Source organism: Psychrobacter sp. PL15, from assembly GCF_035984995.1.
In the GTDB taxonomy this organism is placed as follows: domain Bacteria; phylum Pseudomonadota; class Gammaproteobacteria; order Pseudomonadales; family Moraxellaceae; genus Psychrobacter.
The window spans coordinates 155,071-173,850 of sequence record NZ_JAXCIB010000005.1 but is presented as its reverse complement, the minus strand read 5'-3'; the positions used below and the strand labels follow the sequence as shown (position 1 = coordinate 173,850).

15 protein-coding genes and 1 other RNA gene are annotated in these 18,780 nt (G+C 41.8%); 9 read left to right on the top strand and 7 right to left on the bottom strand.

The window, feature by feature from the left end; genetic code table 11:
* Window positions 1-161 precede the first annotated feature (161 nt).
* The 3 genes from RCH20_RS06335 to glpK form a co-directional block, all read right to left on the bottom strand.
* The gene (locus tag RCH20_RS06335) at window positions 162-1,187 is read right to left on the bottom strand and encodes an endonuclease/exonuclease/phosphatase family protein (protein ID WP_209957903.1); all 1,026 of its coding nucleotides are present in this window, start codon (window positions 1,185-1,187) and stop codon (window positions 162-164) included.
* A gap of 483 nt (window positions 1,188-1,670) precedes the next feature.
* Window positions 1,671-2,183 (bottom strand): hypothetical protein, encoded by a 513-nt coding sequence (locus RCH20_RS06330; protein ID WP_327193015.1) that lies wholly within the window; start codon window positions 2,181-2,183, stop codon window positions 1,671-1,673.
* Window positions 2,184-2,579: 396 nt separating this feature from the next.
* The gene (gene glpK, locus RCH20_RS06325; RefSeq protein ID WP_327192970.1) at window positions 2,580-4,184 is read right to left on the bottom strand and encodes a glycerol kinase GlpK; all 1,605 of its coding nucleotides are present in this window, start codon (window positions 4,182-4,184) and stop codon (window positions 2,580-2,582) included.
* Window positions 4,185-5,227: 1,043 nt separating this feature from the next.
* On the opposite strand from glpK, the gene RCH20_RS06320 reads away from it, so the two are divergent.
* The 3 genes from RCH20_RS06320 to RCH20_RS06310 all read left to right on the top strand — a co-directional run bounded on the left by RCH20_RS06320 (window position 5,228) and on the right by RCH20_RS06310 (window position 6,612).
* Window positions 5,228-6,112, top strand: coding sequence for a YihY/virulence factor BrkB family protein (locus RCH20_RS06320; RefSeq protein WP_327192969.1), 885 nt, complete (start codon window positions 5,228-5,230; stop codon window positions 6,110-6,112).
* 78 nt (window positions 6,113-6,190) lie between these two features.
* A complete protein-coding gene (locus RCH20_RS06315) occupies window positions 6,191-6,412 on the top strand; it encodes a hypothetical protein (protein ID WP_327192968.1) in 222 nt (73 codons plus the stop codon).
* Window positions 6,413-6,417: 5 nt separating this feature from the next.
* Entirely contained in the window at window positions 6,418-6,612 is a 195-nt protein-coding gene (locus tag RCH20_RS06310; protein ID WP_442793104.1) for an ABC transporter permease, read from the top strand.
* Between the two features lie 173 nt (window positions 6,613-6,785).
* Here the strand turns inward: RCH20_RS06310 and sthA are convergent, their stop codons facing one another.
* Together sthA and ppsR are read right to left on the bottom strand one after the other, a co-directional pair.
* Window positions 6,786-8,435 carry a Si-specific NAD(P)(+) transhydrogenase gene (gene sthA / locus RCH20_RS06305; protein WP_327192966.1) on the bottom strand — a complete coding sequence of 550 codons (1,650 nt, stop codon included), beginning with the start codon at window positions 8,433-8,435 and terminating at the stop codon, window positions 6,786-6,788.
* 168 nt (window positions 8,436-8,603) lie between these two features.
* Entirely contained in the window at window positions 8,604-9,500 is an 897-nt protein-coding gene (gene ppsR / locus RCH20_RS06300; RefSeq protein ID WP_327192965.1) for a posphoenolpyruvate synthetase regulatory kinase/phosphorylase PpsR, read from the bottom strand.
* Between the two features lie 771 nt (window positions 9,501-10,271).
* On the opposite strand from ppsR, the gene ppsA reads away from it, so the two are divergent.
* From ppsA to RCH20_RS06270, 6 genes are all read left to right on the top strand, one after another.
* Complete coding sequence (ppsA, locus tag RCH20_RS06295) at window positions 10,272-12,656, top strand: phosphoenolpyruvate synthase (protein WP_209957915.1); 2,385 nt, start codon at window positions 10,272-10,274, stop codon at window positions 12,654-12,656.
* Between the two features lie 268 nt (window positions 12,657-12,924).
* Complete coding sequence (locus RCH20_RS06290) at window positions 12,925-13,905, top strand: RDD family protein (protein ID WP_327192964.1); 981 nt, start codon at window positions 12,925-12,927, stop codon at window positions 13,903-13,905.
* A gap of 313 nt (window positions 13,906-14,218) precedes the next feature.
* The gene (rpsF, locus tag RCH20_RS06285) at window positions 14,219-14,641 is read left to right on the top strand and encodes a 30S ribosomal protein S6 (RefSeq protein WP_209957917.1); all 423 of its coding nucleotides are present in this window, start codon (window positions 14,219-14,221) and stop codon (window positions 14,639-14,641) included.
* Between the two features lie 16 nt (window positions 14,642-14,657).
* The gene (rpsR, locus tag RCH20_RS06280; RefSeq protein ID WP_209957918.1) at window positions 14,658-14,885 is read left to right on the top strand and encodes a 30S ribosomal protein S18; all 228 of its coding nucleotides are present in this window, start codon (window positions 14,658-14,660) and stop codon (window positions 14,883-14,885) included.
* Between the two features lie 24 nt (window positions 14,886-14,909).
* Window positions 14,910-15,410, top strand: a complete 501-nt coding sequence (gene rplI / locus RCH20_RS06275) for a 50S ribosomal protein L9 (protein ID WP_209957920.1) — start codon at window positions 14,910-14,912, stop codon at window positions 15,408-15,410.
* 366 nt (window positions 15,411-15,776) lie between these two features.
* Window positions 15,777-17,117, top strand: a complete 1,341-nt coding sequence (locus RCH20_RS06270) for a questin oxidase family protein (protein WP_327192963.1) — start codon at window positions 15,777-15,779, stop codon at window positions 17,115-17,117.
* A 392-nt stretch (window positions 17,118-17,509) separates the two neighbouring features.
* On the opposite strand, the gene ssrA is transcribed toward RCH20_RS06270, so the two are convergent.
* Together ssrA and RCH20_RS06260 are read right to left on the bottom strand one after the other, a co-directional pair.
* Window positions 17,510-17,868: a transfer-messenger RNA gene (ssrA, locus tag RCH20_RS06265) on the bottom strand.
* A gap of 124 nt (window positions 17,869-17,992) precedes the next feature.
* Window positions 17,993-18,664, bottom strand: a complete 672-nt coding sequence (locus tag RCH20_RS06260; RefSeq protein WP_327192962.1) for an alpha/beta hydrolase — start codon at window positions 18,662-18,664, stop codon at window positions 17,993-17,995.
* Window positions 18,665-18,780: the final 116 nt, after the last annotated feature.

Genomic DNA, 18,780 nt, shown 5'->3' with positions numbered 1-18,780 from the left:
ATTAAATAGCACTTGCACTAAATCGGCATGCTGTTGGCAGCTTTTGGTCAATGTAACCACTACCATATTTAATGAATAGTGCATCATAAACACTTGTATATTATCAAGCAAGCGCGTCGATGGGTTACAAACGTAATATATCAATTAACAATATCAGATGTTTAGTCATGCAGCTTTATTTTAGCTCTTATAATACCATGATCAGTCATTCTATCTGCATAGTCCCATTTCAAATGATCATTAAAGTAATCCACTCGCTCCACTTGCCCAAGTGCAAACTTACTATCAGGTAAAAATTCTTCTGAGACAAACAGCTGATCAATCACCTCTGGTATCCCTTGATAAATATGGGTATAAGCCATATCCTTCATCCAGCCATAACGGGCTTGAACCCGTGCTGCATCGAAGAGAGCAATATCACGCATACTTTTGTCATAATTTACCTCACCAGTCTCAGCCATCAACTGGGTAGTCACGCTGCCAGTGACATCATTCATATCACCGAGCAATATGAGTGGCTCGCGCGTATGCAGTAAACGCTCAATAATAGACATTCGAATTGATGCTGCCTCTGCCGCGCGCATACATAGACTGCGAAGTTTGGCACGAACACGAATATTTGGATCATCCATATCTTCTAACAAATTACCGTCTGCGTCGCGTAGGAAAAAGGCGCGTTTACTTTTGAGATGAGCAGTAATAACGGTTATCGGCTGGCCAAATGCATTCACACGTAATAATAGAGGCGGACGGTTAAAATGACGATAAAGGCCAATATCAGGAATATCGATCACAGCTTTAGGGGCGATATTTTCTAATAGGCTGATCTCTAATTGTTCAAAACGACTGATAATACCAACAGCAGGCGTCTTTTGTGCACCGCGCCCTTGGGTATAGGGGCTAGCACTATCATTGCTTGCCAGCGGAATGACTACGTTTTCTGGTTTAAAACCTAATGCTACGGCGACGGCTTCTAACGCCTCACTATCCCAAACTTCTTGCACCGCAATAATATCAGCGTGGGTTTTGGCTAGTAGTTCTGTAATACCCCGTACTTTTTTATCGTAAGCTTTATGGTCGTAGGCTGGGGCGTTATCGTAATAAATTCGATTGGGATTGGCAAGGTTAAGTAAATTAGCGGTAGCAATATAGAACTGTTTACGATTGTCCGGGCCATCACGGTGCATGATAAGTTACCTGTCAGTTATAGTTATATTTTTTGAGGGTGTTAACTTTTTGTGGTTGTTAATATTACCTATAACCTGACAATTATTATTGGTTGGTACTATTACACATTAGATTTTCTACTCTTTACTTGGTATTAAACCTGTAGGAATAGAAGTTTGTTTGTTTAATTGCTCTAAATTTTAAGTATACTATATATAAGGCCTACTAAATATATAACATTTTATTTTTATCTGCGTATAAACCATTGAATAACAGAAAAGCTTTCAGAGTTTACTCTGAAAGCTTTTCTGTAGCGCTATAAAAATCATTTAGAGCTGCTGCCCAGTAGTTATCTACAATTGTGTGGGCCATAATAACAAAATGGCCCATTTATATACTGTTTATTGAGTTTAGACTGAGCCGATGTCCCTAGATTTGAGTCTGTTGATGATAACCTACTAACTATAATACTTTACTAATAACGTTGCAGTTTATGACACATGTTATGACACGCGATTCCAAGCATCACGAGAGGCTATCCGAGCATCTCCCCAAGCCATACGTGAATCACCTTTAACCTCATGCCAAGAGCTTTCTAGATCTGCTTCATGATCTTCAAAACGGGCATCAGCAGGATAACGAGCACGATTAGCATACCCTACTGCATAAGCGGGATGCATGTCACGATCAAAGTCATAGCCTTCTTTCTGATAGTCGAGATTGGCATGTTCTGCGCGCCAATAAGCTTCTTCACGTGTGGGGTCAATTGCTTCTGCTGATGCATGGCCTGCACCGCCACCTGCAATGGCACCGATTGCGCCACCGATTAATGTGCCTAACGGTCCGGCCATAGTACCGATAGCGGCACCTACTGCTGCACCGCCTACACCCCCAACGCCAGTACCTACTGGATGTGAACCCGGCTCGCCCGTAATAATATCGGCATTAAGATCTTTTTTTGACTCTTTTGATAAGTGCTTTACTGCATCGCGATCGATACTATCATGATTTTCTATAATATTATCGTCTTCATGTCTAATTACCGTATTATCAACTGCATGATGATCACTGCCAGTTACTCTACGCTCGTTATCGTCAATGATTCGCTCTCTATCACCTACTTCAAGGTAGTCATCATCAATCACACGATTATTAGGGTCTGTAATACGGCCATCGTTATTCATAGTATTGTCCTTAAATTATTTGTTGTATTTTGCTTTTATTGATTGCTAATCTAGACCAGGTCAGCAGTCTTATTTAACTCATCTAAAGTATAGGAAATTAAACACGAAACCAGATAGGCCGAATATGTAAATCTTGTCCAAATCACAATGACCTTAGGTTACAGTTTGTAGCCATATAGTGCTTCTGTATGACCGCATAGTATTTTGAGTAACTTTTAAGCTAGCCGTCTATATATCCATCAAGGCTCTCTTAACAGCTTGCTGCCATTTATAGAGATGCTGCTCGCGGCTATCAGCTGACATACTCGGCTCAAAGACACGATCAACCTGCCAGGATGTTTTCATTGTGGCTTCATCATATAAGCCACTTTTTAGACCAGCCAATAAAGCCGCACCTTTGGCGGTAATTTCGGTATCTTTGGGTCGTAGTACGGGCACGCCCAGTAAGTCAGCTTGAAACTGCATTAGTAAATCATTATTAGCCGCGCCGCCATCAACTCTTAGCTCGGTGAGAGGATGAAGACTGTCCTTTTGCATCGCAACTAATACATCATAAGTCTGATAAGCAACCGCTTCTAAGGCCGCTCGCGCAATATGCGCTTTGGTAGTACCGCGGCTCATGCCACTAATACTGGCACTGACATCAGAGCGCCAATAAGGGGCACCAAGTCCTGTGAATGCGGGCAGCACGACTACCGATTCACTACTGTCTACTTGTAATGCTAACGCTTCGACATCACAGCTTTGCTTAATCATACCTAAATTATCGCGTAGCCATTGCATGATCGCCCCAGCCATAAACACACTCCCTTCTAGTGCGTAATTTATTTCTCGGTTCATACCAAAACTGGACGGCTGTAACATGCGTTTTCCGGACTGCATAATCTGCCCTAGTGACCGATTGTCTATACGACTGGGCCCAATTTTTCGTTGCCAAGCTATGGTAGTTAGCAATTGATGTTCACTAAGCTGGGGGTTTTCACCGATGTTCATAAGCATGAAGCAGCCGGTGCCATAAGTATTCTTAGCCGTGCCAGCATCTAGGCAACCTTGTCCAAAGAGCGCTGCTTGCTGGTCCCCCAATACGGCATGAATCGGGATTTGCTTAGCGAATAAGCCTTTCTTGGTTTTGCCAAAGTCACCATCAGAGGGCAGTACTTTGGGTAATATGGACATCGGTATATCAAAGCGTGCGCACAGCTCATCCGACCAGGCCAATTTATGAATATCAAACAACAAAGTACGTGAAGCATTGGTGATATCAATGACATGCTCACCCCCTGTCAATTTATAGATTAGCCAGCTGTCGATAGTACCAACGGCTATCTGTCCACTGCTTGCCCGTGCTTTAATTTTAGAATTATTCTCAAGCAGCCAAGCAATTTTACTGGCACTAAAATAAGGATCTAAACGCAAGCCCGTGATACGTTGAACCTGTTTCGCCATATCCTCATTACTATTATCAGTACTGTTACTGACGCTTTTAGCAGCAAGTGCCTTACAATAATCTGCCGTGCGTCGATCTTGCCAAATGATGGCAGGTGCCAAAGGTTTGCCAGTTTGTTTGTCCCAAATGACAATAGACTCACGTTGATTGGTAATGGCAATACTACCGACATCAGTGGCCAGTAGCCCAGCTTGGTTAATGACATCATGAGCACAGCTGATTTGAGTCTGCCAAATTTGTTGTGCATCTTGTTCGACATAGCCAGCTTTTGGGGTTTGTAAAGTGGTCGGCTTTTGCACCATTTTAATCGGGCGGGCATGGTCGTCATACAAGATCGCTCGACTCGATGTTGTCCCTTGATCTAAAGCCAAAATATACCCTTCCATCACTAGTCCCTTTTTGTTTCTTAGATTAAAATATGTCTTAAAAATTATATTGCCACAGCATAATTATTAATTTTTAGTGTAGCCGATTCAATATAAAAGAAAGTCACTGCTAGCAAGGTACTACTGGTGTAATTTTTTCTGGCGTACTGCTGGCAGGCCTGTGGGAAGCGGCAAAAAATTCATCCCGATAGCACTGTGCCATTTCTCATTTGGATTGGCTACACGCGTATTTATAACAGGTGAAATATAGCATACACCATCATTATCTGACGATTATTAGCGCTACTGTATAAAACCAAAAAACTTATCAAAACTATAATGATTACTTCTAATAAACCTTTTATAATTTGTAAATGAATGGTGCTATGTTTTGTATCAAAAATTCTGTATCAAAAGTTCTGTATTAAAAAAATCCTGCGCCATGAATAGATCGTTTATTCAATGGCTAATAAAGGAACACTGAGCATTGACCTGTCATCATTGTCGCTCTAAAGTATACGCCTTGTTGTTGGCGATAGTTTTTTGGCGCCTGTAGCTGGTTACTCCTATCAATATTGCCTGTTATGGCCGATCCAGAAAGACTAATAGTGTGACTTGCTTGACAACACCCTACAATCTACCTAATGGCCTATGTAATTTATGAAACTTGTTCTGTCGTCTTTGCCTCCTACTATGGTTGCCATTATATTGACAGGGATATCTGTACCTACCTTGACGCGCTGATACAGTTAATCCAATTTAAAAACGACACAGTGCTGCTATTATGAATTTTTCGTAGACTCGTTCACGCTTGCGAACAGCAAGCAAGAAAATTTTATACCAGTAGCAGGCTGACACAAAAGTATCTATTTTATTTTGAACTGGCGATATCGACGTAGCAAGTAATCAACCCCAGAATACAGCAATGCCGATGACGGTCACCCAAATTGTCGATGCTGATATTCAGCTGCCGACATTATGCAAAGAATAATGCTTGTAAAAACGATGATATTAATCATATCGAAGACAACTGAATAAAGCGCTCACTACTAAATGGCTATGCTATGAATAAATCTACTCTGAATAACCCTACTCAAGCAGCAAAGTGGCAACACCTTATACTCAAAACATGGCGAAATACTAACAACTCTAATGTTTGGGCACATTGCGCCAGCGTAGGATTTTTTGGTTTTTTATCTATTTTTCCAATAATGGCCGTATTTGTACTGATTTATGGTTTGGCCTTTTCACCTGCTGAAATGGCAACACAAATCTCGTTTCTGCGCCCATTCATGCCTCCAACAGTATATGACGTCATTGATGCACGCTTGAGTGAGCTGGTTGCTAACACCACATCACGCCTGACTTACAGTCTAATCATCTCAACATCGTTGGCACTTTATGCAGGCTCTCGTGGTATCAAATACTTAATTATCCTCATAAACCTTGCCTTTAATATCACTCAAGAGCGAAATTTTATACAAGGGCTCATCCGCGCAATTGGTCTGACTTTTGCAGCACTGGTCATATTTATCATAGCGCTGGCATCAATTGCTGCCATTCCTTTAATAGCTGCGTATTTTCCTTTTCCGCAGATAGCAAAGACGATTGCGCTTTGGAGCAGATGGCCTATATTGGCGATCATCATATTCTTTAGTTTTCTAGGCCTTTATCGTTTTGCGCCAAACCGCGAAACAGTACGTTTCAAAAAACTAATACCAGGGGCTACCTTGGCAACCGTGCTTTGGATTGTATTGTCTATTGTGTTCTCAATCTATGTACAAAACTTTAATAACTATAGCGCTGAATTTGGTGCGCTTTCAGCTGCCGTAGTGATAATGCTGTGGCTTTATTATTCGGCGTTTATTGTGGCGCTTGGTGCTGTTTTTAACTCTGAACTCTTAGCAAGTGCTGATGCTGATGCTGATGCTGATGCTGATGCTATTTGAATATATCCTTGAACAGCTCGTTAAACGATTAAATTAGCCCTTTATTGTCTCCTCTACTGCTTTGGGAAACCTGCTGTTATGTCCGAACCTCACAATGAATCTGATAATGACTCTGATAATGACTCTGATAATGACTCTGATAACACTAAAGAATTAGACCCATCAGATACTCTTGATAACGAGCAAACATCTAATGCAGTTGAAACTGGTAGCGTAGAGCAAATAGCGCCTGATTATGATCGCGTTAAATCAGCAGCCACATCTGCGAAAAAATTGGCCGTAATAAAGAATCTATCCTGACGCTGTTGGTCATTATTGGGCTGTGGTTCCGTCAACGCGAACGCGGTATGCAAATTTTAATTTTTAGCTCGCTACTAATATTCTTCTTAAGTGGTTATCCTTGGCCGGCAGACCAACTGCCCGCAGCATTACAAGTCGTACGCTGGCTAGTACCAACCACTCTCGGTATTAATACTTCTGCACAGCTCAACCAAATATAGTTAAAATACCTTAAAAACGCGACGGTACTAAAAACTTACGCCAGCAGTAGGTTATGTATCGATATTACTTTTCATTGACTATAGCTGTCACCGAAGTATAAATAGGCAAAAAAAAGCGCCTGTATATTATACAGACGCTTTTTTATTACCACACACTTCCTATTTATAGCTTATTAAAATACCCGGTTTAAGCCATTTAATGCAGCTACCCGATAGGCTTCTGCCATGGTTGGATAATTAAAGGTGGTGTTCACAAAGTACTCAAGGGTAGCATTACACTTCATCACCGCCTGCCCAATGTGAATAATTTCTGAAGCATGATTGCCGTAGCAATGAATGCCTAGAACCTCAAGGGTCTCACGATGGAATAATATTTTTAAGACCCCAGAACGTTCACCAATGATTTGCGCACGTGCTAGGTGTTTAAAGAAAGCTTGACCCACTTCATAGGGGACTTTGGCATCAGTCAGTTCTTGCTCAGTCTTACCAATACATGATATTTCAGGAATGGTATAAATACCGGTCGGAACACTGGAAACAAATTCAGCATCACTATCGCCGACCATAAATGCTGCAGCACAGCGTCCTTGATCATAGGCGGCAGAAGCCAGTGATGGCCAACCGATAACATCACCAGCCGCATGAATATTCTCAACCTCAGTACGATAGGTGTCGTCTATTTTTAACTGGCCACGACCATTAGCTTTTAGACCAACTGCTTCTAAATTTAGACCTTCTGTGTTACCTGAGCGCCCATTTGACCATAAAATAGCATCTGATTTAATTTTCTTACCACTTTTTAAATGCAAGATAACACAGTCATCATGAGTCTCTAAATGATCAATCTCTTCATTACTACGAATAACCACCCCAAACTGTCTAAAGTCATGAGCAATAGCGTCACTAATCTCACTGTCGAGATAATTCAATAACTGGTCTTGGTTATTAATAAGATCCACTTTATAGCCCAGACCGGTAAAGATAGACGCGTATTCACAGCCAATCACACCCGCGCCATAAATAATAATCTTTTTGATGACATAATCCATTTGAAGGATTTTATCAGAGTCAAACACCCGAGGATGATCAAAGTCCAGAATATCAGGACGATAAGGGCGACTACCTACCGTAATAATGGCTTTATTAAAAGTAATGGTTTCAAAGGTATTTTCGCTGATTTCAATCCGTAAGGTATTTTTATCGACGAAATTTGCCCAGCCATGAATAACTTCTATTTGGTTACGCTCGTAAAAGCGTGTGTGAGTACTGACTTGCTGACGTATCACTTGACGTGCTTTAGCAAGTACAATGTTCAATGGTACTTGATGATAGTCCATCGCTTTAGTAAACATCTGATCGCGGCGAAAGTTGATCAAGTTAAATACCGATTGACGCAGCGCTTTACTCGGAATCGTACCAACATGAGTACAGTTACCACCAACTTGCTCGCGCGGATCAACCACCACTACTTTTTTGCCAGACTTAGCCAGCTTCATTGCTGCCGCTTCGCCAGCAGGACCGGCACCTAATACCACGGCATCGTATTCAAACTCATGCTGGTCATCTTTTATACGTTTTGAGTCTTTACTAAAGCCCGACTTGATATCGATACGCGTATCATCGAGCGGATTGACCAAATCAGGATGATGTATGAAGTCGTCAGTCACTTGCTCATGCGTTTGCTCAATTTGTTCTTTCTTGTCTTCATCTTTGGTGCGTTCAGGCGTGGTCACCGGCGCGCTGCCACTGTCTTTGTTAGAAACGTCAGTATGAATATCTTCACCAGTATCGTTAGTGGTGTCGTCTTTACCTTTTTTTCCCATGGTGTTCTCATTACTTATTGGTTTATTGTATAGTTTGGCTATTTATTGATTTATTTATGGTTTGCTAGAGTATTTTTGTGTGCTGCTAACAGGCTATTCAAGCGAGCCCACCATACGTTGTGGTTAGATGTTTTGCAATATTCAGTGCCCCATCAATCTCGTATAACCTTAACCAATACGACGCTTTAACCCAGTCATCTGCAAAATTCGCGTGGCAATCTCTTCAACTGACATCTCAGAGACATCAAGACTTGGAATACCTTGCGAGGTATAGATGCCTTGTATCGCTCGCTGTTCTTGCTGACACTGCTGATAGCTCGAATAGCGACTGCCCGCACGGCGTTCTTGACGAATTTTTACTAAGCGATCAGTGTCGATGATAAGACCGAACAGCTTGTCTTTATGTTCACGTAGCGCCTTAGGCAACTGATTGTCATACAGGTCGTCTTCAGTCAGCGGGTAGTTAGCAGCGCGAATACCAAATTGCAAGGCTAAATATAATGACGTTGGTGTTTTGCCTGAGCGTGAGACCCCAATAAGAATAATGTCTGCCGCACTATAATGACGGGTACGCGCGCCATCATCATTATCTAACGCGAAATGTACCGCATCAATACGTTCTTTATAGGTTTCAGAGTCGACATTATCATGTGCATGACCTGAGTCTGCATCAGGCTCAATACCGGTTTCTTCGGCGATACGCCCGATTAATCCCTCATACATATCCAAATTACAGCCATGCGCCGAATTTACTTTTTCGCGAATATCAGGATTAACAATGGTATCAAATACCAGTGGCAGCAAACCATCACGTTGGTACGCCATATTGATTTGCTCTACCGCATCTTCAGCGCGCTCCAAGCTATCCACATATGGCAATACCCGAGTTTCAAAAGGTACAGAAGCAAACTGACTCAAAATAGAGCGGCCAAGAGTCTCAGCAGTAATAGCAGTGCCATCAGAGATAAAAAACGCGCTTCTTATCGTCTGGGAGTTGTCTAAACTCAAGGCATGGCGATTTTGGATAGTGGATTTGTCTTGTTCAGATGGATTGTTAGCGTACATAGTGTAAAGACCTCGATAGTAGCGCGCTATGATGGGTGTTGATAAGATAGATGATACTGAAATAGATAAGTAATAATAAGATGAACCGTAATGTTATAAACAATGCTGCAAGGCGGTCTTGACTTTTTGTTGCCTCAGTATCTTCGTTGCGTAGTTATTTTGGACGTTACAATATCATTTAGGCGGGTCATCGTAGACCGCTATATATGAGTGATAGTTGTAGATAATCATCGTTGTGAATAATAATAACAGCAGCTATTGTTTTACTTGTTTTCACTGCTTGTTGTTATGATGTCCATTAGTTCCATAATCAAGATCCTAGCAGGATAAATAATGCCCTATGGAATAATAGTAGCCTTAGTAATCGCTCGTTAAGCGGCGGCATCGTACCTGCATTTGATCGTTATAAGCGTCATTGCGCACTTGATATTTTACCCTACATTATACGCATAATAGACGCCCAATAGGTATCAATGTTAGCATAACTGGCTAGCAACAATACTGGCTTGCAACTCCGGTTTTTTGTGCTATCTTCTATAGCATTAAATATTACGTGTGATATCTAGAGCTATCACTTAGAGGAATATCTAAGGCGTTATTGCCGTTTTATATTACATACTTATCGGCCGTTGTCTGGGTCGGTTATCACCATACTCTACAATTTGTATCTTTTTCACAAGTTTTTCGGTTCAGCTCTCGAAATTGTCCTAATATAGCGGTATAATTTAGCGTTATAATCCTTACTAAATAACCTTATTTCTTGGAGTTATCATGGCAGCGCAATCTTCAACACTTGTAATCAATCTTGATCAGCTAGGAAAAAACGATGTTGATACGGTTGGTGGTAAGAACGCCTCGCTTGGCGAGATGATCAGCCATCTATCTGATTTGGGTGTTAGTGTCCCAGGCGGCTTTGCCACTACCTCAAATGCTTTTAATCGCTTTTTGACTGATACCGGTCTACTTGACAAAATCAACAGCGAGCTTAGAGAGTTAGACGTCAATGACGTTACTAAGCTGGCGGCTACTGGTAAAAAAATCCGTAACTGGATTATCGAACAAGAGTTACCAAAGGATTTAGAGCAAGAAGTTCGCAAATCATTCGAGGAAATGAGTGATGGCAAGGATATTGCTGTTGCTGTGCGCTCTTCTGCGACTGCTGAAGATTTGCCAGATGCCTCATTTGCCGGTCAGCAAGAAACATATCTGAACATCCGCGGTATTGATAACGTTCTTATCGCTATAAAAGAAGTATTTGCCTCATTATATAATGACCGAGCTATTTCTTATCGAGTCCATAAAGGCTTTGAGCACGAAGGCGTTGCTTTGTCTGCAGCAGTTCAGCGTATGGTACGCTCAGAAACTGGCGCTGCGGGCGTTATGTTTACGCTAGATACTGAGAGCGGCTTTGATCAAGTGGTGTTTATCACTTCAAGCTATGGCTTAGGTGAAATGGTTGTGCAAGGCGCAGTTAACCCAGATGAATTCTACATCTCAAAACAGCTGTTAGCTAATGGCAAGCCTGCAGTTATTCGTCGCAATCTAGGTAGCAAGCAAAAGAAAATGATTTATGGCGATGAAGGCAGTACCGCTAAATCTGTCAAAGTCGTTGACGTTGAGAAGCAAGAGCGCATGCAGTTCTCTTTATCAACTGAAGAGCTGACTTCACTTGCCAAGCAAGCGATGACAATCGAAAAGCACTATGGTCAAGCGATGGATATTGAGTGGGCAAAAGACGGCGACACCAATGAAATATTTATCGTTCAAGCCCGTCCAGAAACCGTTAAGAGCCGCCAAGACAGCAATGTTATGGAACGCTATGTAATCAATACCACTGGCGCTAAAATATTGTGCGAAGGTCGTTCAATCGGTCAACGTATCGGCGCGGGTAAAGTGCGTATCGTTGATAACTTAAATGAAATGGACAAAGTACAAGAAGGCGACGTGTTAGTCTCTGATATGACTGATCCGGATTGGGAACCAGTCATGAAGCGCGCGTCAGCCATCATCACTAACCGTGGTGGTCGTACCTGTCACGCGGCGATTATCGCTCGTGAACTTGGTGTACCCGCTATCGTTGGTTGTGGTAATGCCACTGAGTTATTAGTTGACGGTCAAGACGTTACCGTTTCTTGTGCTGAAGGTGATACTGGCTTTATTTATGAAAGCCAAATTGATTTTGAAATACAGACCAACTCTATTGAGTCTATGCCAGACTTAGCATTCAAAATCATGATGAACGTTGGTAACCCAGATCGTGCGTTCTCATTTACCCAAATGCCAAATGAAGGTATTGGTCTTGCCCGTCTAGAATTTATTATCAACCGTATGATTGGTGTGCATCCAAAGGCGCTATTGAATATGAATAGCTTGCCACGTGAAGTCGCTCAAGCGATTAATGAGCGCATTGCAGGTTACGCCTCACCCGTTGACTTCTATGTTGATAAATTGGTTGAAGGTATCTCAACTCTAGCCGTCGCTTTTATGGATCAGCCTGTAATCGTTCGTATGTCAGACTTTAAATCAAACGAATATGCTAACTTGCTGGGTGGTAAATTATACGAGCCCTCAGAAGAGAACCCAATGCTAGGCTTCCGTGGTGCAAGCCGCTACGTCTCTGACAACTTCCGCGACTGCTTTGAGCTTGAATGTAAAGCCCTTAAACGTGTCCGTGATGACATGGGTCTAACGAACGTTGAGATAATGATTCCATTCGTCCGTACCGTTGATGAAGCGGCACAAGTAATTGAAATACTTGAGAAAAATGGTCTTAAACGTGGCGAAAATGGTCTACGCATCATCATGATGTGTGAGCTACCAACTAACTGCTTGCTTGCAGAAGAGTTCCTAGAACACTTCGATGGCTTCTCAATCGGCTCTAACGATTTAACCCAGTTAACATTAGGCCTTGACCGCGACTCGGGTATCGTCTCACATTTATTTGATGAACGTGATCCAGCGGTTAAAAAGCTACTATCTATGGCGATTGATGCTTGTCGCAAAGCTGACAAATACGTCGGTATCTGCGGTCAAGGTCCATCAGACCATCCTGATCTTGCTTTGTGGCTCATGGAACAAGGTATCAGCTCAGTGTCATTAAACCCTGACTCAGTACTTGATACTTGGTTCTTCTTAGCAGGTGAAGAAGTAAAGTAAACGGCCTAAGCTGCCACAGTAATAGGCAATAACACACTGGCGTAATAAACTTTGTCATTAGGGTCTGTTTGATATGGACAATACATTTTGTTAACTGTCTAGCAGACCCTATTATAGTGAAGCAAATATATAACCAGTACATGACAGACCAGCGGAAATTTTAGCTTGCTTGTCAACGCTGATATATTAAGTGAGTCTCACGTAGTAACAGGTTGATAATTGGTTTATTATACAATGACTTAAGATATGACTAACTATACAGGCAACTATGCAGATTTTCCTTGCTCGAAATAATGTACAAGCCGGTCCTTATGATTTGGATCAGCTCAATATCATGCTGAAATCCGGTGAAGTGACCCTAGAGGATTTGGTCTGGCATGACGGCTTAGATCAATGGCAGCGTCTTGGGAACTTAACCGGTAACCAATATACCTATCGTCCGGTAGGCAGTGCTGCGCCTAACGATTCTATTATTAACAATGTCACTGTTTTCCCTGAAGATGCTGATACTAATAGTAGTCAAGGTGCCAAAGATGTATCTATTGATAGATTATACGGCAAACCTGAACGTCCAAAACCTGACGCTAAAAGTGGCAAAGCCGACATGACCAGCAACCGTCATCAAACGCCGCATAACAATGTGTCATTGAACAAGACTGGTACTAAAAAACCTACTACCGCCAAAGATAAAGTAGTGGGCAGCATGGTACTGGCGCCTATCATGTCACGAATATTAGCCACCGCAATTAACGCCCTCATGTATTTATTAGCAATTTTTCCGCTCGTGATGGCCTTAACCAAGATGGATGTGGACTACTCTAAATTTCAAGACATCCAAAATATGGATGCCGCATATCAGTACTCAATGACACTAATGGAGAGCCTGCCAAGCGCCACGCTAATGGTGTCGCAGATTTTGGTCTTTGGTCTGTTTGCCCTACAGCTAGTATTTATCACGCTGCGCGGTCAATCATTAGGTAAGCTGATTACAGGGATTCGAGTGGTGGATCAGACTACCCATCGTCTACCGTCTTTAATTAAACTGATCGGTATGCGTACTCTGGTGCTGTTTGTAATTTACAATTTACTCTTCTCCTTCACTAGCTTTTTAGGCTTTGTAGTCATTGCCATTCATTATTATATGGCCTCTAAGAGCCCTGAAAGTATTGGTTGGCACGATAAGTTAGCCAAAACATTGGTGGTGAAAGCAGACAGCAGTCAATTGATCAAACAGCCAAAAGTAAAATAATTTATGAATACGGCTGTTTGAAACAAATAATATAACCATTATAAAAAGCAGCGCTCAGTCGTTGCTTTTTTGTTTGCGGTCATTTAGTCATAACCATTTATTTAAAAGTCTTTATTTATACTTATCTTTTTATAAACAACTACACCCTGATTAGCCTTTGTGTTGGCGCGCAGTTACTGTTATAATATGGCGCTTTATAAAATAAGCTTGTCTCCTAATTTTTGTTCGTTATTCTATTTGAGATAAGGCTTACTTTATAGATCTCCTTGCTATTAACATAGGGTTGATAGCTACTAATCCGTAAGGAGTCCATATGCGACATTACGAAGTGGTGTTAATTGTACACCCAGACCAAAGCGACCAAGTGGTCGGCATGGTTGAACGCTACATTAAGTTAGTTCAAGACAACAATGGTCTTATTCATCGTCTAGAAGACTGGGGCCGTCGTCAACTGGCTTACCCAATCAACAAGATTCATAAAGCTCATTACCTTCTATTCAACATAGAAACTGACGGTGAGACTTTAGCTGAACTTGAAGAATTATTCCGTTATAACGACGCGATCATTCGTAGCCTAGTTATGCGCCGTGACGATGCTATCACTGAAGAGTCGCAGTTAGCTAAGAATGCCGATGAAAAACGTGCACGCAAAGCTACTAGCCGTCGTCCAGACAGTCGTAATGAAAACGACAGTGACGATAATAACGACGACAACAACGACAACAGTGAAGACTAATTAAAGGAGAATACTCATGGCACGTTTCTATCGCCGTCGCAAATTCTGCCGTTTCACTGCTGAAGGCATCACTCACATCGATTATAAAGATGTTGAATTGCTCAAACAGTATATCAGTGAAAATGGCAAAATCGTACCAAGCCGTATTACCGGTACATCTACCAAATATCAGCGTCAATTAGCGACTGCTATCAAGCAAGCTCGTTATCTTTCGCTACTTCCGTATACTGACAATCATCAGTAATTGACGATTATCTAGGAGTGACACATGCAAATTATTTTGTTACAACGTATCGTCAACCTTGGTAAACTCGGTGAAACTGTCGATGTTAAACCAGGTTACGGACGTAACTTTCTTATCCCTCATGGCAAAGCATTGCCTGCGACTAAAGCGAACATTGAAAAGTTCGAAACACGTCGTGCTGAACTTGAAGCTGAAGAAGCTGTAGAGCTTAATGCTGCCCAAGAACGTGCTGACGCATTAACAGATGTTAACGTCATCATGCGTGCTAAATCAGGCGACGAAGGCAAGCTATTTGGTTCTATCGGTACTCGTGATATCGCTGAAGCGTTAACCAATTCAGGCTTAGAAGTTGACCGTTCTGAAGTTAAGCTTCCAGAAGGCGCACTACGTCAAGTTGGCGAATATAACGTTGATATCCAGTTACATCATGACGTTGTTGCTACTATTCTAGTCACTATTCTTTCTGAAGATGGCGATGACCAAGTAGAAGAAGCTGACAGCGAAGAAGATTATTCTGAAGAGTAATCTTTAGGATCATCTGCTTTAATGTTAATAAAGAAGCCAGTGACTTAGTTGCTGGCTTCTTTTTGCTTATCAATACTTGCAAATTTTTCATAAAGGTTTTATTTAATTGAGAAGCTAGCAGCTACTGGCTTTATTTTTCGCTCAGACATAACGTCATTTGGTTAAGACCAAACTTCCTCTATCCCATCTACTAATTAAAGCACTTCCATGTAAAACTATTTGATATGGACGTAACCGTCCATTACTATGAATGTTATTGACATATTTTTAAGATATTTTAAAAATATTATGATGTTTTTATCATGACGCTAAATAGTGCTATAAGTGTCTTTTTTTTATGTACTTATCACGAACTAGAGAATTCATATGACATTTTACTCAACGCCCAATTATTCTAAATACCTACATGAATGGCTCAAGCGCGGCAGAAATTGGCACATTGAATATGGAGGCTATCTATCAAATCACATCACCCACAATTGGATTGCGTTAGATGCTGCTGGTGCTAACCAGGAAAAAATGCAGTGGTGGGAGGATGTTTATACTAACAAAGCTGCCAACAAAACCACTGAAGCTACTGCCACAATATCTATCAGCACTGCAAATAAGCTAGAAGCGCCTCGCAATAACCCAATAGACTACACAGAAATAACCGATGCCAACTGGTTGAACAATTTGCAGTCTATTCGGATTGCTTTTCCTTTGTATCGTGATTTTTTTGATAAAAAAATAGCAGAGCTAGGCTTAAGCGCATGCCTTAAGCGCTACTACCCTGCGCTGTCAGAAGGCATGGCTGGTGCAGCCTTGCATGCCACGATACACCTCGGTTGGGCAGTTGATATTGACTCTACTGATATGGCAGCTGAAGGGTTAGCCTACATGGCAACCGCATTCCAACCTCTGGCTACTGGCTCAATCCACACCAAACATCAGCTTTGGTCACCCGATGCACCTTGCCCTATTCAAGCGCTTAAGCAGATCTTAGGTGATGACAGAATACTGCAACTGGCTGAAACAGCCTATTCGTTAAGTAAAACCCAAGACTATAAAAAGCTGAACAGAGGTGGTTTTCAGCAGCGATTGATCACTTTTGATAATCCACAACAACCGATGTCGCTGTTTCTCAACGAGATGGTGACGCTTAGATTGCCAGCTATTGGGCATGACTTGACCACAGCAGTTGAAGAGTTGAGCGTTATTACAGCGAGTGCCTTACGCAGCAGCAACAACGAATTTTTTATACTGCATGGGTTAACGAGTCTACACGCTGTTTTATCTGTACTACCACATCTTGATGAAAATGCGCAGAGAAATGCATTGGGTTATTGGTTTAGAGCGCTAGTGGCTACTATCGTAGTTCAAGGCAACCCCGGAATAAAAGATAGCCTTACATCACTTGAGGAATGGGGCGCAAATAGAGGTATAGAACAAGCTATTGGATATCAATTAAGTGACGAACAAAAAGCTTGGTGGCTGCAAACTCTAAAATCTGCCACCGACAGTCTGGATGAGCATGTGCCGAAGGCGGTTTACGTTTTAAAGCGTTGGGCTGAGTGGCAGGTTTTCTCAAGTGCATCCAACGATGTCTATGCTAAAGCGGCTCGTCATGTTGTAGCAGCCAATGAGAATGGCGGAGTACAAGATAACTTATGGTTTAGTAAAGGATTCTCAACGACCTCGCAAGACAATCGCAACAGGTACGATTAAGCTATATGGCTAAAGAAGAGGATCTTGCGTAATAATTCGTACCTATTGCACTACTTTGAGTTGAAGTAGCGGATGTTCATATACGCATAAAAAACTATTAAAATAGAACACCGCTATAGTGTGCTTACAATTTTAGCTAGTTGCCGTCGCTGTGCTTATTAAGTTGCTTGGTATCAATAGAGGTACTGCTAGGTGCTAGCTTGTTGATGATGGTATGAGTTAAAGGCGTTTTGATAAGTCCTGTTGGTATTGAGCATATATAAGTACTTCGATATCAACAATAATACCAACATTTTATATAGGACGCTATACCCCTACATAACCCTAGAACCTAAAAAACACGCAAAAATAAAGGCTTACCGTGTCGCTACGAGTAAGCCTTTATTAGTGTGTGGTGGAGATGGCGGGAGTTGAACCCGCGTCCGCCAGTATTACGCTCATGAATCTACATGTTTAGTTTCTGTCTTTGGCTTTAACTCGCACCGATCCGACAGTCAGGATGGATAGAGCGATTCTCTACTTTTGAACCCAAACGATTGAGACAATCGATTGTGGCGACCCTACATGCGGACGCTTCAACTTAGTTGACCAACTATAGGTGATCAGCAACCAAGTAAACAGGGTTTAAGCTGCTAGAGCGTAATTTTCGTCGTTTGCGACTATAACAATATATGTTGGATTAACGAGAGGACATATACTCTCGACATGCATCATTGAGTTTCATCACCAGCGTCGAAGCCAGAACATCCCCAATAGATGGATGTATTATACATCAGTTAGAGGTCTTATTGCAATCGATTAGTCACTAGTATTATATTGCGTTACAGCTGACAAAGTCATGCTATATCTGATGTCACATCCCTATAACCATAACGCTAGCCTAAAAATTTATTTAACCATTTCCCAATGCCTTGAATTTGTGGCATACAAACTTGATGCGCCATCGGATAGGTCCGATAGTCAATATTATAGCCTTTGGTTGATAACAACTGATTTGCTTGCTCACCGAGGATAATAGGCACGACAGGGTCTTGAGTACCATGCTCAATCAAAATTGGTAAATCTTGATTGGCTGCGCTATAGTCAATATTATCATTGGTTGCCAAATAAGTGGATAGCGCCATCAGTCCTGCTAAGCGTTGTGGATAGCCAAGTGCCACATGGTAAGCGACCGCCCCACCCTGTGAAAATCCAGCCATCACAATGTGCTCAGGTGCAACGCCGCGCTCAATTTCACGAGCAATTAAGTCATGGATTTGTTGGCTAGACTGTTCAATTTGTGCGATATCAACTTTGCGTTCCAGACTCATCTCAAAGATGTCATACCAGGCTGGCATCACCATACCGCCGTTAATAGTCACTGGACGCTGAGGCGCGTGCGGGAAAATAAAGCGTACTGCCATATCATCGGATAGCCCTAGTTGCGGTACCACTGGCTCGAAGTCATGACCGCTGGCACCCAAGCCATGTAACCAAATGACTGCCCGGTCTATCGTTTTTTGGCTAGGGTTGTGCTCAACGATGACGCACTCTAAATACTCACTCATGATTCATCCTTAATACCATTCAAAGAATTCGAATATAGGTTAATTTTGTAAAGGTGATTGGGTTGTCATCATTCCTTAAGCATAACTTGATAATTTAAGCGCTAGATTAATGACAG

Bases quoted from the DNA above. Each gene is read 5' to 3' on its own strand.
- rpsF (WP_209957917.1), top strand. From the start codon at position 14,219: ATGCGACATTACGAAGTGGTGTTAATTGTACACCCAGACCAAAGCGAC.
- sthA (WP_327192966.1), bottom strand. From the start codon at position 8,435: ATGGGAAAAAAAGGTAAAGACGACACCACTAACGATACTGGTGAAGAT.
- RCH20_RS06260 (WP_327192962.1), bottom strand. From the start codon at position 18,664: ATGAGTGAGTATTTAGAGTGCGTCATCGTTGAGCACAACCCTAGCCAA.
- RCH20_RS06315 (WP_327192968.1), top strand. From the start codon at position 6,191: ATGTCCGAACCTCACAATGAATCTGATAATGACTCTGATAATGACTCT.
- RCH20_RS06290 (WP_327192964.1), top strand. From the start codon at position 12,925: ATGCAGATTTTCCTTGCTCGAAATAATGTACAAGCCGGTCCTTATGAT.
- ppsR (WP_327192965.1), bottom strand. From the start codon at position 9,500: ATGTACGCTAACAATCCATCTGAACAAGACAAATCCACTATCCAAAAT.
- ppsA (WP_209957915.1), top strand. From the start codon at position 10,272: ATGGCAGCGCAATCTTCAACACTTGTAATCAATCTTGATCAGCTAGGA.
- rpsR (WP_209957918.1), top strand. From the start codon at position 14,658: ATGGCACGTTTCTATCGCCGTCGCAAATTCTGCCGTTTCACTGCTGAA.
- glpK (WP_327192970.1), bottom strand. From the start codon at position 4,184: ATGGAAGGGTATATTTTGGCTTTAGATCAAGGGACAACATCGAGTCGA.
- rplI (WP_209957920.1), top strand. From the start codon at position 14,910: ATGCAAATTATTTTGTTACAACGTATCGTCAACCTTGGTAAACTCGGT.
- RCH20_RS06320 (WP_327192969.1), top strand. From the start codon at position 5,228: ATGAATAAATCTACTCTGAATAACCCTACTCAAGCAGCAAAGTGGCAA.
- RCH20_RS06270 (WP_327192963.1), top strand. From the start codon at position 15,777: ATGACATTTTACTCAACGCCCAATTATTCTAAATACCTACATGAATGG.
- RCH20_RS06335 (WP_209957903.1), bottom strand. From the start codon at position 1,187: ATGCACCGTGATGGCCCGGACAATCGTAAACAGTTCTATATTGCTACC.